This window comes from Psychrobacter sp. 1Y11, assembly GCF_052259045.1.
Taxonomy (GTDB): Bacteria; Pseudomonadota; Gammaproteobacteria; order Pseudomonadales; family Moraxellaceae; genus Psychrobacter.
This window is the reverse complement of sequence record NZ_JBQQER010000007.1, coordinates 63,359-80,892: the sequence shown is the minus strand read 5'-3', so window position 1 is coordinate 80,892 and position 17,534 is coordinate 63,359. Positions and strand designations below refer to the sequence as shown.

Below are 17,534 nucleotides of genomic sequence, written 5' to 3'. Positions count from 1 at the left end.
CTTAGTGTTGAGCAATGTTGTATCAGAATCTATCAACTCGCCAGTTAGTGAACCGATATATGATTATCGTTGCATTTATGGCTATTGTATTTATGACTATGGCACATAAACCACTTCTACGCCGTCATCGTCGTCATCATCGAAGTCCGTTAGATTTTCATCAGCAATCTCAGTACCTTCACGCTGCGCTTTACGAGCAGCACGATAAGCTTCACGCTGAGCTTCCGTATTACGGCGCACCTCGATCTCTAGACGCTCAAACCGCTCTTTTTGATCTTCGGCGAAAATAGGATCTTCAAGTTCGCGCTCACGCTCACGCTCGATCTCATTCATCAGATGGTATTTGACCGCATCGACACCTTCACCGGTAAGGGTAGAAGTACGAAACACAATACCGGTCCAACCAAGCTCAGCGACAATGTGCGTACACAGCTCATTAAGCTCTGTCTCGTCAACGATTTGATCGACTTTATTGAGCACTAAAATTTGTGGTAGATTAGCTAACTCTGGTGAAAAACGCTCAAGCTCATTTAAGATGACATTGGCATTCTCAACAGGATCACTACCATCAAGCGGCTGTATATCCACTATATGTAATAAGCGGCGCGTGCGGGCCACATGTTTTAAAAAGCGAATACCAAGCCCTGCCCCTTCTGAAGCACCTTCAATGAGGCCTGGGATATCCGCCATTACAAATGAGCGATGCTTACCAATATCGACCACCCCTAAATTAGGAACTAAAGTAGTGAAAGGATAATCAGCCACCTTCGGGGTAGCGGCAGAGACTTGGCGAATAAAGGTAGACTTGCCGGCATTAGGTAGCCCTACCAGGCCTACATCAGCCACAACTTTTAGCTCAAACTTGAGCACCTTTAGCTCACCTTCAAAACCTGAGGTCGCCTTACGCGGAGCTTGGTTGGTTGAGCTTTTAAAATGGGTATTACCCAAGCCACCATCACCACCTTTAGCGATCAGTAAGGTTTGATCAATCTCAGTCAAATCACCGATGACTTCATCGGTCTCGGTATCAATAATAGTCGTCCCAATAGGGACTGGCAAGTAGATATCGTCAGAGCCTTTACCGGCGCAGTTCTTGCTATGGCCGTTCTCACCGCGCTTGGCATCATGGCGACGAGTATAACGATAATCCACTAAGGTGTTAGTATTGTCGTTGGCGATGACATAGACATCTCCCCCTTTACCACCATCACCACCATCAGGACCACCGCGAGGGACGTATTTTTCTCGGCGGAAACTGGCGATTCCGTTACCACCGTCACCTGCCTTTACCGTTACGACGGCTTCATCAATAAATCGCATGCTACGTTCCTTAATTTACTATTCAAGTACTGCTAAATATAAATACTGCTAAATAATTTGGGCATTTACGGTCTATTAGTAACGTTTACTTATACACAATAAGGTTATAGACCATAATACCAACAACACCCGATAACCAATGCGACTATCGGGTGTCTTATAGGCGACATTATACAGCTTAAAAGCAGTGTTTATTCGCTATGATTGGCTATATAGTGACAACCTGACCGGTCTACTCTACGCGCGCGCAAGCAAACATTACGCAGGGATTTGCGTATAGCTGATACCAGCCATTTGCGTCGCTACCCGTAAGACTTGAGTGCTGTAGCCTACTTCATTATCGTACCAAATATAAACCGTGGCATGATTATCAGTGACGATAGTTGCTTGCGCATCAACGATACCGACATGTTTAGTTCCTACAAAATCAGTAGATACCGCTTCTGTAGAATCAGTATAAGCAATTTGAGATTGCCAAGTGCTACTATTTGCCATGTCACGTAGGAAATCGTTAAGAGCATCGGCACCTTTTGGCGCAGTTTTTAGATTGAGATTTAAGATAGCTAAGCTGACATTCGGCGTCGGTACACGAATGGCGTTACCGGTCAATTTACCACTGAGCTCTGGCAAAGCTTTACCCACTGCTTTAGCCGCGCCAGTACTTGTAATCACCATGTTCAACACCGCACTGCGGCCACGGCGATCCGCTTTATGATAGTTATCAATCAAATTTTGATCATTAGTAAAGGAGTGAATAGTCTCAACATGACCGTTTTCGATACCGTACTCATCGTTTAACACTTTGAGCGTCGGGGTAATGGCATTAGTCGTACAGCTTGCGGCGCTAACGATTTTATCATCACCGATAGTGTCGCTGTTCACTGCATAAACGACGTTTTTGATATCGCCGCCAGCAGGAGCCGTTAACAGCACCTTTTGTACGCCTTTAGATTGTAAATGCTTACCTAAGCCGTCTTCGTCTTTCCAAATACCAGTATTATCAATAACAAGCGCGTTGTCGATACCATAAGCGGTGTAATCGATCTCACTTGGGTCTTTGGCATAGATAACTTGGACGAAACGACCATTGATTAAGATGCCGTTGTTCGCTTCATCAACGCTAACACTACCGGTGAAACCGCCGTGGATGGAGTCACGCTCAAGCAGTGAAGCACGCTTAGCTAGATCGCCTGCAGGCGCAGGACGGACAACGATAGCTTTTAGCTGTAAGCCCTTAGCACTTGAAGCCTGTGCTAATAATAAGCGAGTGAGAATACGACCAATACGACCAAAACCGTAGAGCACCACGTCAGTAGCGTCGTTAGTAGCGCCATTAGCGTTAGCAGCTTGTAGCGCTTGCTGTACATCGCTGTCGTTTGCAATGAGCTGACCGACATCTACGCTTGCTGCGGTAACATCGCTTTGTCCTAGCGTTTTTACGATGGCTAGCGTATCAGCAATAGCGATTGCTTTATCGCCATGATTGCGAGTTGCTGACTTTTGATGCAGAGCCAATATTTGCCCTACCGAGCTAGTATCTAATGTCTCACCAAATAAAGTGACTTGTACATCTTGCTCATTATAGAGGGTATTGAGTAAACCCATCAGCTCAATAGCTTGTTGCTCTTGGTTATTATATTGGCTTAACTGGTCTTGATGTAATTGGCGTAAGGTATCAGCATTGCTCACAGGAAGCATCCTTATAGTCAGTAAATGAAGAAACAATAAAAGAGAGGAAGAGTGTGTTAGTTGATTATCCCTTGATGACCGCTACAAACAATAGAGGACTCAAAGGCAATAAATGGCGTAGATTTTAGCTCAAAACGCTTTATTTTGCCAGTACTAACCGCTTTGCTTGAAATAATATCACCTTATCGCCACTCTATAGCGCTCTCGGCAGCTATACGATAAAAAAAGCTTTTATCGCTTTTCGCCTGCCTCTATCTTATATACTACATGTCGAATCCTAGTGTTAGTATCTGAGGGTTCACAGCGTCAGGTTCAACCCTAAATCCATATCATCTGGTGTTTGAACTATTAGGCTTAATTCTTATAACCATTAACGTTTTTAGTTTAATACTGCCAAAAAGTATAACCTACTCCATAGTGCTTAATCTAAGTGACACTGCACCTGTTATTATATCATTCACTCAAGATCTCTAAATCTTATGGGATTAAGGTAACTGTTTGCTCAGCATGCGGTGTCAGAGTGAACTCCTTGAGATCATACCCTTGACCCTGTGCAATCTGACGATATTTGGCATAGGTCTGCTGAGTCACATTAGGCGAGCGAGCTAGTAACCACAGATATTCTTTATCTGGGGTGCCGACTAGCGCCGTTTTATAATCGGCGTCACGCGCTAATACCCAATAATCAGCGCGACCAACAGGCAACCAGCGAATCCAAGTAGGAAGGAAAGTCACTTTTAATTTACTGCCGGTACCATCATCCGGCTTAGCTAAGCCTTCAGCGACGATTTGTGAGCCGTCTTTATCCAAACATTTATTCGTCACAATAATGCCAGAACCATCTGTCTTTTCGGTATAGTTAGCGGTTACATCGCTTGCGCAATTGCGCTGAAAGTACATAGGCAGGCGTCCTATCTCATACCAAGTGCCCACATATTTATCCAAATCAACGCTGTCTACTGTCGTAGGCTCAGTAGCTGACTTATGAATAATAGCCTCGGGATCAATACTTATCTCTGCTGTTTGATCCTTAGTTTCGTTGGTAGCATTTATTATCTGCGTAGGAGTCGCCGCATAAGCTGAAAACGCTGCTAGTGGAATAATAATAGCTAAAGCAATGCCAGTGTGCTTAAGAAGACTGGTCATAAAGACTCTCTCCGAAACTTCAATAGTAGTGGTTATAGTACTTTGATTATTGTGCAGCTTTTTATTGGCCAAATCAGGATTATCTAGCGCTACAGTAGTCCCTAACTCATTATTAGTAGAGGGTTTTTTTACTTCTTCTTTTATTATGTCTTGGCTACTTTGCCCTAAGCTCTTTTGCTCTATAGCGCTATAAATATTTTGCTGATTATTAGTTTGCTCAGCATCATTTTGCATCTCAGTATCATTCTCCATATAGTGCAATAGCATTTCTTCTTCATCAGATACTAAAGCATTGCCAGCAGCAGGCGTGGCTTTTTTGTAGCCACAACTGACATCACTAGTGCAACTAGGAGCACTGACTTGTTCACTAAGTTTATTGGCTTGCAGGATATTTTGCTCATAAGCATAACTTGCATCATTACTCGCAATTGAATTATTTGCACTCGATTGTGATAGGCCAGACTGCAACAAAGAGGAATAGCTATCATTTGCTGATTTTTGCGTAGCGAGCAATTTTTGAGTATTTTTAGCCTGATGACCGTTCGCCTGCCTGTCGTATGAGCTGTCATACGGGTCGGACTTAGGTAATGTATTGGCTTTCATAAGGTTACCGTGTTTATTCATTTATTGAGGTCTATCAAATAAGACACTCCTTTGATATTTATGCTATTAATGATAAGGACGAGTAGGCAAAATAAGTAGTGACGCTATGTATGAAAAAGCTACGGTTTGTAAAATACTCTGAAATTATTAACGCTATCAAATACATAGTAACCAGATAGTTGCCATTTATTAAATATAGGTAATGTTTTAGCCGTAGTGTTAAATTCCCTCTTTAAAAGCTGCGAATACCTGCGACAGTGTGCGCGCCGTATGTAGCCGCCAAATCGCTCATAGCCGGTGATAAACCGCCCAAAGCAATGACCGGTACATCGGCAAACGTGGCCATTAAGGACCATTGTTGCCAACCTAGCGGAGTCTGCTCTGGGTGTGTTTGCGTCGCTAATACGGGGGATAGAAAAATAGCGATAACCGGCGTTAATGACAGTGTTAGGCGCAAATTGGCCAGTTGATTGGCGGCAGCTATACTCTCAGCGTCATGACAGCTAATAATCAGCCCAGTAGTGCCCTGATCAGTAGAATTAAGTAAGTCTAAGACAAAGTCACAGCCTATCTTATCAGTAACACCATCAGAGCTAAAATCGGTATTATTTTTTGTGTGGCTATCTTGGCTATTATGCTGCTTTTGATATTGGTTAAACCACATCATCAGCTCCGATTGCGTGATGTGATAGGCAGATATTTGCAAGTAATCTTGGTTTAAAATCGGCTTGTTAGTGTTTGCACTTATACCATTATTTTCCAAATTATCTAAATCTATAGCACTACGTAAGCGGTAAGGAATAATGGCGCTAATATCGCTTCTAGCCGCAAGTAATTGCGTAATGATTTTGGCCTCTTTATAAGTATTATCTTCTTCTTGAGCAAGCTTAAGACGTAAATAACTCCAGCCTTGATGTGAGAGCTGCTGCTGATGATACTCTAGCCATTTTTGGGCTGAATCATTACCTAAATCCTGAGCAACATCTTCTGGCGGCATAAAATGCGCTAATGGATAAGTAATGCTGATATGCTCAGGCAGCTTGAGCCAAGCCAAAATAGTCTGGTTGGCAGCGGGCAGCGGATAATGATTGTTGAGTAATTGATCTTTATTGACCCATGTCAGCATTTGTTCCTCTAGGCCATACTCTTGCTGCCTGTAGTGCTGATACTGCTCAGCGCTTAGCTCAATTTTGTAAATATGCAAAGCGACCTGTTTATCACCATAGTCATGATGCAACCGCCCAAGCTTGAGCGCGATATTGTGGCTAATATCAAAGCCGGTCTCTTCCTTGACTTCGCGCAACAAAGCGGCAACTGGGGTCTCCTTAGCCTCTATTTTACCACCGACAAACTCATAACGGTCGCCTTGATGCTGCGCCCGCTTGCGATAGCCGAGTAGATATTGATCCTGATAATAAATAACAGCTACCGCGACATTGACGACATCTTTTAGGGGTTCGACTAAGGGTTTATTGAAAGTAGAATCGGAATTATGTGGCATGATGGCCCCCTGATATTCAAAGTGTTCACAACTATTAAAAGGCTATTATTTAGAGACAGTCATCATTGAAATGAAGCACCGTCTATGATTGAGCTAATCATCAAGCCTAAAATGATTTAATTCATAAAAGCACTTGCAAAAGCTTCTAATGTAAATGATAATTATTATCGTTAAGTTGATTTATTTATTGACGGTTTATTTTACTATCAAAAGGAATTTATTATGAGTCTGGTCATCTCTCGCTATCTAAACAACCGCGACAATCGTCTGCCCACCCTGCAGTCGCAGCATTTATTTGCTTTAACCAAAGAAGTTCGTATAGAGCATGAAGGGGAAGAATATCGTCTACGCTTGACTCGAAATAATCGTTTGATTTTGACCAAGTAGCTACTAAGATGATTTTTGGGCTGGGCGATACTTAGTTTCTTTTCAACTAAATATCTTTTTCAGTAAGCATCCGTTTAAATAAGTATCTTTGCAAGTAAATATCTATCTCGCTAAATCCAAAAAAGGTAGTGACACTTGCGACTGTTAAATCCATAAAAAACGCCTTTATTTAAAGGCGTTTTTTATACGTATTAGAACTGCCAACTATAGACCACATCCACCGCATTTTCAGCAGCGGAGGTCGCTTCTAAGTAGACACGGCGAGTCAACTGATAACGCACCGAGAGACTGTTTTCGGCATTAAACACCCCTACCCCGTAACGAATATATAAGTCAGGTGAGATATAACCGGTAACATTGACATTGGTGTCATCACTATTGCCCGAAGCATCAACGGTTAAGCTTTGGAAACCGAAAGCTTGTCCAATCTGATTGGTCAAACTACGCGTACCACTCAAGCCAAAGTTAAGACCGGCTGCTGCCAAGTTATTGGTCACTTGCGATTTAAAGCCTTGCTCACTGATTTGACTAGGGCTACCGTCATTGATACGTCCTGTCACCAATGCATTCATCGCTTGTTGCTGTGTGAGTCCCGCATTATTAAAGACAATAATATTTGGATTTTCAGTATTGCCTTTGACGCGTACGCCGACGATATTATCATCAATGATTTTGACCGCTTCGATACTGAGATCAGGCTTCATGACATCACCATTGAAGCGAATCTGTCCGTAATTAAGCTCTAAGCTTTGGCCAAAAGCATCGATACTAGTACGCTTCGAGACTTGCACTACGCCTTTAGCACGCATCACGCCGCTGCCACTTTGAGTGATATTGATCGCTCCTGCTAGTGGTATAACGGCACCAAAACCACGGAAATTAATATCATCGCCCAAATCGACACCAATATCAGCATTAATTGACCAAGGCTTAGAAACTGCAAGAACCTCGTCAATGTTACCGATCAGACGCCTGTCGAGCACCACAGCATCTTCGGTTTGGGTGATGATATCTTCGCTAGCCTCAGGAGGACGAATCGTCGCGGTAGGCACACTTATAGCGCCTTGAATATTAACGTACTTATCGCTTGGGCGCACGATGATATCGATGTCTGGATTGACCTCTGCCGAGAGTAGCGGCGGCTGGGTCAGCACTAGACGCTCACCGATGATACTGAGCTTCGCCTGTAATTTTTGTTGCCAATTGACCGTCCCTGTGAGCTCACCTGTGCCAGTGCCACTATTAAAACTACCGTCTATCACCGCTTGGGTACCACGTATTTTGGCAGTGGTATTTACTTTGGTGAGATTCACCGGTAACCCAAGCATAGCGATACGGCCATTAGCCAGTTTTACATCGCCATAGAACTGCGGTTTGTCTAGGGTACCGCCAAGGCCACCTGCCATCGTGATATTACCCTCAAGCACGCGCATACCCGGAAAGAAAGGTTTGAATATCGCTAAGTTTAGCTCATTCAGTACTAAAGCGCCGGAGATAGGTTTAGGGTCTTTGTATGGATCTACGACAACCTCCGCATAGCCACGGGCGCCGCGACCGGTGTTGATATCTGTACGCAGCTTGATACCCTCAGGAACCGATAACGCAATCAGCGAGACGCGTTTATAAGGCAAACTAACAGGGTTCAAATCACCATCCTGAATCAGACCAATTTTGCCGTTGTCCGAATATAAAGTGGTATTAATAGTAGGAGCACGGCCTTGTTGCCAGCCCACTATAGCCTTACCATTTATCTTCGCTTGCCAATCGATATCTTTAGGCAAGAATACCGAAAACAGCGACGTATCGACATTTTGGATCGCTAAATTGACTTGACCGGCGTCGGCGGAAGCGATTAGGTTCTCCCGTAAGCATAGCTTGCCGCTTTGATCAGCGGCCTGCCAGCAATGCGCCGCCAGTTGTACTTTTAGTGGCTTACTCTCGCCTTGTGGCAGATTTAGGATAAGCTGCGCAGGCTGTAGCTGGTTGAGCGTGGCATATTTAGATTTGACGCTACCATTTCCTATAGCGCCGCGCCATATCAGCTCGTCGCGGTTAAAGCCGCCTTTGAGCCGTGCCAAGACGTTAAGCTCGTTATTGGCCACATCGAGATTGACCACATGCGCCTGCTCAGTACCATTAAAGGTCGCTTTTACTTTTTGGAAGCTTTGACCAGCGACATCTAGGCCTTGGGCGCTAACTATCAGCTGACTTGGACTGTTGGCGAGATTAACCAGCTTACCGCGCACGCGCCCTTGGCGTAAAATAAACCCTGGCAAGGCAATGCGCTCACCCACTAAGTCAATATAAATCGTTGGCAAAGCTTGGCCTGCTGGCTGGGATAGTGTCGCCCCGCCGCTTACCTTTCCGGCTAACTGCTCGGATAGCTGATCTAAGCTAGTAATGTTGATTTTGGCTTGTAATTGCTTAGCATTACCATTAGCGGTTAAGTAGTTATCGCCCCAACGTAGCACCAAATCATTAGCATTAAGGCTATCAATTAAAGCGTTTACTTGTTTGTATTGAGTTTCGCTATCTTGAGCTTGCAGGCGTTCAAAGTAGCTACCCAAATCCTTTGGTAAGCTGAGCTTAGCAGACAAACTGCCTTTGGCACTTAGCGGTTGACCCTTGAGCATACCGCGCAGATTAATCTGCTGCAAGTTGATAATCTGCTGGTTATCGCCCCAGCGTCCATCGGTTTTTATACTACCTGTGATGGTACTTGGGGTGTCCTTTAAGAAGTACCCTAAATTGAAGCGATCCATAGTGGCATTGATATCCCAAGCAATGCCTTGGCGCACGTCTACGCTGCCTTTGGCATCGATACTGCCTGCCGCGCCAACATGACGAAAGCGCCTGATACGAATCAGCTGCGCATTGCCACTAGCATCAATCGTCAGCTTACCTGCTGGCAGCTGCTCAGCATCTAATACGCCATCGAAATTGATAGCAAAGCGCTGCAGCTTACCTTGGCTACTAGCAGCCTTGCTTGTGGGCTGTTGCCACTCGCCACTAGTGACCAGATCACCGGTCAAGATCGCCGGATTATCAGGAAGGAAATAGCCAACATCAAAGTTATCGAAGCGCCCTGTGACGCTCCAGCCAATATTGTTACGCAGATCGATAACGCCTTTTGCATTAACTGCGCCAGCTTCACCACTGTAGTTCAATTTGCGTATGCTGATCAATTTTGGTGTACCTGCTGCGCTTATCGACAAGAGGCCGTTGGGCACATCTTGGGTATCGACGCGTCCATCGAAGCGCGCGTCAAACACCGACAGTTCACCACCGATAAGGTCTATCTCGGCGGCGCCATTACCAGTAACACCGATAGCGCGCTGATTTTGACTAGCGTCTAGCTGTGCTTGTAGATCGCTACTAGTAATGTTGACAATATGCCGCTGGCCTTTGACCCCGTTTTTGCTGATATTTAGCAAACGTCCGCGCGCGCTCAGGTTACCTGTTAAGCGCTCAAGCGGCAGATCACTACGATATTGTTTCGGCAATAAACCCTTGGTACGCGCATCAATCTGCCAAGTCAGTGGGCGCTGATTGGTGGCTAATTGTATTTGCCCGGTGCCCGATAAGTCGCCGACGATACCCTGATAATTGAGACGATTGATATCGATGACGTTAGCGTTTTTGCGAATACGAACGTCATAATTACCTTTTGGTGCTGCATTGAGCTCATTGATGACAGCATTGGCATCGACAGATAAGTTTGAGCCGCGCACAATGACATCGGCACGGCCGCTTGGGCTATCGATATTACCAATACTTGGCACATCACGGCGCGTTAAATTCTGCCACATAGCATCAACATAGATAGGCGCTGGTTGCGTAGATTTCGCCGACGTTTTGCCGCGGACAATCTTGGCGTTGAGATGCTCGCCATCACGCTGACGTAAATCGGCATCGACTTGCAGGTTGCTAGCGCTATTTTTTTGTTGATAATGTAGCGATAGTCGACCATTAAGCGTCTGCGGCGCATAAGCTTTATAGTCGCTATACTCATCTGGAATCGCTTGACGGATATCAAAGCCATTACCGACAGCACGGATCTTGGCATCGAAGCTTTCACTCCAGTCCAATATCCCTTGTAAGGTTAGGCGACCTGCGGGCACATCCGCATCTAAACGATCGATACGTAGCTGACTATTAGCAATCACAGCACGGCCTTTATAACGGCCTGAAGGAATGTCTTCAGCGGTCAGCTCAGTATTGATGCGTAGTTGAATGTCTGAAACCACGCCAGAAGCGGTTGCCATACCATTTTTTAGATGAATATTTTGTGAGTCAGCATAGGGAATTAGCACATCATCCCAGCGCAGTTTGGCTTCAAATGGTGAACCTTCATCTAAGCCCTGCGCGACGAACTCGCCGCTGACATCACTATCATTATAGCGGCTACGAACTTCGCCTATCGTACGCTTTAAGGTACCGGTCGCTTTGACATTGAGTGGATCTATGTAAGCTTTTTCAAGGGCACTGACTTCAACAATAGCGCTCAGATCTAAAGGGTAATCGCCTTGTAGATCGATCTCACCTTGCAAAGCGCTAACTTTAACAATATCACTATAAGATAGATTACCGTTACCAACAGTGACCTGACTGCCGACCCAAGTCAAATCTCGCGCATTAATATCCTTAACAATGACGGGTTCTTTGGTCACTTGCTTGTAGACAATGGTTTTGATTCTAGCTTGATCAAAACGCAGATTTACTGGCAGCTTAAGGGTCTTATAATCGAACGGCTCACCGGTAGGTGGTTTAGTATTGATAATCTCGATACGCTGAATATCAGCATCACGCAAGTGCACTTCTTTGGCAAACACAGCGCGCCAGCCTATTTTCACGTAAGCTTTATCTACTTTAATCTCAAGATCTTCGTTAGCCTTAATATCGATATCAGTAACCATGATACCGTCACGCAGGTTACCACTACCATATTTGAGCTTGACGCCCGTTTCGCTACCGACTTTTTCTAATAAAAACTTAGTGCCTGCATCCGTACCTGCTGCATAAAAAAACACTGCGAACATCACAACTAAGACGATAGCGATCAGTGCTAGCAGCTTTAGCAAAAATGATAATGGATACCACCGACGCACCGCATGGGCATCTTTTTGCGCAGGATCTTCAGACGACGGGTCGTTAAGTGGGGTTTTATTATTCAACATGATACTCAATCAAGTAAAAAATTTATCAGCTCTTAAAAAGCGCGCCTTGCTTCGGCTTTCATTCAGCTTATAGCAACAATCGCTTCATTATGGTTTAGTTGGAAGGTCTTGGCTGACAGATTATAACGGCGAGCCGATAAAGAAATGCAGGCGTACTGGTATACTATCTTCTGTTACCCCTGCTGCCACATCGACTCGAACCACACCGACAGGGGACGCCCAGCGAATACCAACGCCGACCCCCACTTTAGTATCAGTCTTGAAGTCTTTATCATAAGCATTACCGACATCGGTAAATAACGCCCCACGAAAGCCAGGTCTAAATTCATAGTTATACTCAGCGCTACCGACGGCAAGAACCTGTCCACCAGTCAAATAGCCGTTTTCTAACGGTGATAGGCTCTCGTAGTCATAACCACGAATGCTCTGATCACCGCCGGCGAAGAAGCGCAGCTTATATGGCACTTCAAAGAAGTCATCTGCCCAAATATAACCCGTATTGAAGCTGCCTAGCACTTGATGCTTATCATCCTCACCAAAACTATAAATCCCGCTGACACCAGCGCGAACAATCGCTAGATCAGTATCGCTAAGCACATTCTCTGCGCCGGCTTCAACACCATAATATTGACGGTAGCCGCTAGTGGGATTAATCGCATTATTGACGTCGGTTTTATTAATACCGTAACCAAATAGCAAAGCTTGCTGGGTGGGTTTGGAGGAAGTGAAACGTACCGGCAGATCTTCTAACTGGGTATCGTCAACACCCGTTTCGAGCTCGTCCAAACGATAACGTACTGAATAGCTCCTATTCCAGCCACTCTCTTTGCGGATATTTCTAGCCAAAGCGGCCTTTACAGTGTTAGTCGATAGATCAAAGTTCCCTTCTCCTTGATCGATGACTTCCTCTTCGTAGGTCAGACGCGCCTCTAACTTATCGTTAAGCGGATGCTTCCAAGGGCGACTACCATAAACGGTCACATTTTTACTGATGCGTGAGGCTTCTACTTCCGCACCGGCTTGATAACCCTTGCGATTGACGAGATTATAATCAATTTTTGCGGTAGCACGCACATCGGTATCGGTACCATAACCTAGACCGACTTGCGCATCACGCGGCTTATCAGCAGACACAAACACGTACAATGGAATTTTTTTATTGTTAAAGACTTCTTCAGGGGTCAGACGATTGGCTAAAGTGGGCGGTACAAAATCCTCATCGATAATGGACTCTTCTTCGGGGAATATCTTCTCGGCAATATTACTGATTGAATCGCTGATTTTTCCTAAGAAGTTCTCAGCTTCTTCGTCTTTTTCATCCAATACTCGATCATTGGGTAGGCTACTTAAACGATTGGCTTTGGCTTTGATCTCTTGTAATTTATTTTGTGTTTGTTCATCGACTGTGAACTCAATAGGAGCGATGTCAGCGGCATCAACGGTGGCGCCACTATTAGCATCGATACTTTCAGTAACAACCTCATTGCTATCAGTATTATTAGCGCGGTTATCACGACTCTCGCCAATGAGATCAGTATCGCTAGCGACTACGCCTTCACCATTAGCTCCGTCACCATCACTCACATCATTGTCTAACTCGCCATCCTCTGCATTGCCTGACTGATTAGGGACATTATCAAAAGCCAGCGTGCTGCCGGCGCTACGCTCATCGGGTGGCAGTAAGCTCTCAACGTTGATCGTATTGAAGTAGCGAGTTGCCGCTAGATCATTGCTTAATTTAGTCACATCAGGACGATAAAAAGGATCGCCGGCTTCAAAGTGTAGCAGCTGACGCAATAAAGGCAACTCTACGGGTAGCTTATCAGGGTCGCGGGTAAGTGTACCTGTGGCCTCATCGTAAGTAAAAAACACCACTTCATCGAAGTCATAACGCACTCCGGTATCATAAACTAGTGATATATCGGCTTTATTATCTGGCAAAATAATGTCAACCGATTTATTCAACCAATACTCATCAAAGTAGCCATAAGTACGGCTTAAAGCTTCAAGAGCTGCCTTGCTATTTTTATAAACTCTATGGTTAAAGACATCGCCCTCTGCCGGTAGCGCCGTTTCTTCTAGAGTTTTGAATTCAGCTTGCTCGCTCCCTTCACCGCGGATGTTCACGATGCGACTATCGACGGTCACCGGCTCACCAAGTTTTTCGATAATCACATCGATACTATTGGCGTCCGGCTGGCGCAGTTTGAGAGTAACATCGTAATAGCCTACTGCTTTTGCCGCATTTAAAGCGGTCTCACGCAAGCGCGGCAGGGCTGCGGTAAAATCGGTTACCGACTGAACGGTAGTATCATCGATAGCGGCTTTGATATTATTAATCGGCTGAATGTCTTCATCAGCTTTGATCAGTCTTGGCGTAGCACTGGTAGCATTATTAGAGCCAGTAGCTGCTTCTTGCTGCAGATACACAGTGGTCTCGACGCGCGGCAACGCTGCTACGCCGCCGTTGAATAAGCGATTATACAACCGTTTTACGATACCGCCTTCATTACGAGCTAATGGCTTAGATTTATTCGCTTGAATAACACCTTCAGTGACGGCATCCGCATTGTCTTCTGCTTGATAATCTGGCAGATAGTCATCAGGATTAAGATCGCCACTCTGATCGCCATTTTGAGCAACCGTCACCTCACCATCGCTAGCCTCGATTTGCGCCTCAGCAATGGTGTCATCAGCACCTGTCACTGAACGGTTATCTTGCTGAGTCAGTACTTGCTCAGGGTTATTTTGTTCGGTAATGTCAGCACCATCATCGACTCGGCCACTACTAACAGAGTCGCTAACCTCAATAGGACGCGCCATAATCTCTGCAGTTTGCGCCTGCTCTTCAACGCTTTGTGCGCGGTTTAAGGTTTCAAGATTGTTGGGCGCAGGCAAAGCCGCAGAATCGATTTTTGGGTCTAAGCCTAAGGGTAATTGCTGACTATCTAGTCGAGCAACAGGCGCATTAAAGCCTTCATTGTTATCAAAATTATCAAACCGGCTCTCTAAGTTATTACTGTTGGAGCTATTTTGATCGCTACTGAAACCCGCGTCGAAAATACCACCTAAACCATCAGTATCGCCATTATTGAAACTCTCCATAAAAGAGTCATTCTCAGCGTCCAAAGCCGCAAGCTCCCGGTCAATTTGCTCGGGGGTCATCATCTGATAACCTTGCTGCTGTATGGCCGTTGCCTGTCGTTGCAACTCCGCATCGCTATCGAAATCTTCGTTATTCGTTTGCGATAAATCTATTTCATTATCATTGGTATTGTTATTATCGTTGGCTGCACTATTAGTAGTAGAGTTGTCATTAGCGCTAATAGTGTCACTTTCAGCATCATTGCCCGTGTTGTCTCTCATACTAGAGTTACTATCACTAGCACGACTCTCCTTATCTTGCTTTCTTTGTTCGCTGAACTCATCGAGTACCGATTTATCGATTTCGCCCTGCTCAAAATCTCTTCTTAGTCGCAAAGCTTCTAAAGTAGCATCAAGATCCGCTTCTGAGTCAAAATCAATAAGGATATCCTCTGAATCGTCTTGTGTTACATTATTCTGAGAGTTGCTTTGAACTTTAGTTTGCGTGTTAGTCGCTGTAGGATTTTCAGCCATTTCTTTTCGAGGAGCGGTCTCAGCGGCACTGGCAGAAGCCATCCCAAAACCAACCAAAACACTAGCGACGGCGCTAAATAAGGCGGTTCGGGCAAAATAGTGACGTGCACCAACGCTTGAGTGCTGAGCACGCGTGTTTATTACCGCCAACCGACTAGAGGGAGATGACGGAATGGTGCTGGACAAATGAAGGTCCGACACTGGTATTGAAGCGCGGTGCAATGAGGGGTTACTTCTCATGACTAATACTATCCTATCATATGGCCATTTAAGCCTAGCGTAACGGTCGACAAACCCTCTAAAAACTATCGTTTATAGTCTTCTAAAGCTGACCTGTTGATATAGCGAAAACGATGCAAACTTAATGATGCAGAGGCTTATCATCATTAAGGAATGACTACTGCGAATCATCACTCATAAAATTTACAAATCATAACTGAGTTAACAGGCAAATCATAGCATTTAACACATGTATTTGCCCCACAGCCTTGCTATTATACGAGGTTATAATCATAAAACCTATCATATATTTTAATAAGTTATTGATACTATTGATAATTACGATTTTGGCACTCCCATAATAGCTATTGCATTATAGTGGTGCTGCTATCCGATCAACCCTTTTTATCTTGCGCTTACGCTCGTTTAAATATTAGAGAATATTCGCTCATAGGAAGCCTAATGGCAAATCAGTTTCAGTTATTCAAGCGGCGTCGTTTTAGTGCCATGTTTTTTACCCAGTTTTTGGGCGCTTTCAATGATAATATTTTTAAGCAGGCGCTGATACTAGTACTGACTTATACTGCTGCAAGCCAGCTTGGCGCCGAAGTTAGTATTCTCAATAATTTAGCCGCGATGCTATTTATTTTGCCGTACTTTTTATTTTCTGCGCTCGCCGGACAAATCGCCGATAAGTTTGAAAAATCCAAACTGACGCGTTTGGTCAAGGTGCTTGAGATCGTCATTATGACGGTAGCTGCTATTGGCTTCGTGTTTGAGTGGTATGTGCTGCTGTTTGTCGCGTTATTTTTGATGGGCACTCATTCTACCTTTTTTGGTCCTATTAAATACGCTTATCTACCGCAGGCCATGCGAGAAGATGAGCTGGTTGGCGCTAACGGCTTATTCCAGATGGGTACGTCTTTGGCGATCTTACTGGGGATGATTATCGCAGGGGTATTAACCCAGCTACCGCAGTCGCTGTACTGGATCAGCGCGACCGTACTCTTAGTTTCAGTACTAGGCTATCTAGCTGCTCGCGGTATTCCGAACATGCCTGCCATGCAGCCGAACCTAAATATTAACTGGAATATCTTCACTACTAGCTTATCCACGGTACGCTACTTGTACTCGCTGCCTTATTTATTTTTTATTATCTTAGGCAACAGCTGGTTTTGGTTTTATGGTGCGACTTTTCTGACGCAAACGCCAGAATTTAGCAAAGTTATTTTGCAAGGTGATGAGTCGGTAGTGATATTTTTACTGACCTTGTTTTCTGTAGGCGTCTCTATCGGTTCACTGCTATGCAAGAGACTAACCAAAAATGAGGTAAGTTTGCGTCTATTGCCTTTTGGTATTGCCGGTCTGAGTATTTTTGCTATTGATTTATATCTCTCATTATCCGGACTGAGTATCGAGGTTGCCAGCGAGACTTTATTAGGAATTAGCGACCTATTTGGAATTTCGGGCACTTGGCGGGTGTTTATAGACTTATTCTTCTTAGGCTTTAGTGGCGGTTTATATATCGTACCGCTTTATGCTTCTATGCAGGCCTATGCGCCAAAGAGTCATCGCGCCCGTATAGTCGGTGCTAATAATATTTTTAATGCAATCTTTATGGTCGGCTCTGCTATTTTTGCTATTGTATTATTAAATAGCTTGCAGCTAACGCTACCACAGTTGTTTTTGGTCACTGGAATACTTAATATTGGCTATGGCGCCTTTTTGTACTTAAAGCTAAAAAAGCATCAACAACAAGCGGTAATACAAACCAAAGATGATATTGCATAGCTTCTTGAGTCATTACCAGTGTTTGCTATTCATAATATGAAATTAAAAAAACCATATGCAATTAGAAAAATCGTGTTTTATCA

The 17,534-nt window shown here is 44.5% G+C and carries 8 protein-coding genes; 2 read left to right on the top strand and 6 right to left on the bottom strand.

Features of this window, described 5'->3' with window-relative positions; all coding sequences use genetic code 11:
• Positions 1–96 precede the first annotated feature (96 nt).
• From cgtA to ACTXGJ_RS07870, 4 genes are all read right to left on the bottom strand, one after another.
• Positions 97–1,320: an Obg family GTPase CgtA gene (cgtA, locus tag ACTXGJ_RS07885; RefSeq protein WP_439243057.1), complete on the bottom strand. Its 1,224-nt coding sequence runs from the start codon at positions 1,318–1,320 to the stop codon at positions 97–99.
• A gap of 258 nt (positions 1,321–1,578) precedes the next feature.
• The gene (locus tag ACTXGJ_RS07880; protein ID WP_443565605.1) at positions 1,579–3,018 is read right to left on the bottom strand and encodes a glyceraldehyde-3-phosphate dehydrogenase; all 1,440 of its coding nucleotides are present in this window, start codon (positions 3,016–3,018) and stop codon (positions 1,579–1,581) included.
• 468 nt (positions 3,019–3,486) lie between these two features.
• A complete protein-coding gene (locus ACTXGJ_RS07875; RefSeq protein WP_443565604.1) occupies positions 3,487–4,758 on the bottom strand; it encodes a lipocalin family protein in 1,272 nt (423 codons plus the stop codon).
• Between the two features lie 232 nt (positions 4,759–4,990).
• Positions 4,991–6,259, bottom strand: a complete 1,269-nt coding sequence (locus tag ACTXGJ_RS07870; RefSeq protein WP_439243063.1) for an NUDIX domain-containing protein — start codon at positions 6,257–6,259, stop codon at positions 4,991–4,993.
• 222 nt (positions 6,260–6,481) lie between these two features.
• On the opposite strand from ACTXGJ_RS07870, the gene hemP reads away from it, so the two are divergent.
• Positions 6,482–6,646 carry a hemin uptake protein HemP gene (gene hemP / locus ACTXGJ_RS07865; RefSeq protein ID WP_084212668.1) on the top strand — a complete coding sequence of 55 codons (165 nt, stop codon included), beginning with the start codon at positions 6,482–6,484 and terminating at the stop codon, positions 6,644–6,646.
• Positions 6,647–6,837: 191 nt separating this feature from the next.
• On the opposite strand, the gene ACTXGJ_RS07860 is transcribed toward hemP, so the two are convergent.
• Both ACTXGJ_RS07860 and ACTXGJ_RS07855 read right to left on the bottom strand, forming a co-directional pair.
• A complete protein-coding gene (locus ACTXGJ_RS07860; RefSeq protein WP_443565603.1) occupies positions 6,838–11,823 on the bottom strand; it encodes a translocation/assembly module TamB domain-containing protein in 4,986 nt (1,661 codons plus the stop codon).
• Between the two features lie 120 nt (positions 11,824–11,943).
• Positions 11,944–15,681: an autotransporter assembly complex protein TamA gene (locus ACTXGJ_RS07855; protein WP_439243068.1), complete on the bottom strand. Its 3,738-nt coding sequence runs from the start codon at positions 15,679–15,681 to the stop codon at positions 11,944–11,946.
• 441 nt (positions 15,682–16,122) lie between these two features.
• Here ACTXGJ_RS07855 and ACTXGJ_RS07850 point away from each other — a divergent pair, with 441 nt between their 5' ends.
• Positions 16,123–17,451: an MFS transporter gene (locus ACTXGJ_RS07850; protein ID WP_439243070.1), complete on the top strand. Its 1,329-nt coding sequence runs from the start codon at positions 16,123–16,125 to the stop codon at positions 17,449–17,451.
• The last annotated feature ends 83 nt before the right edge of the window (positions 17,452–17,534 follow it).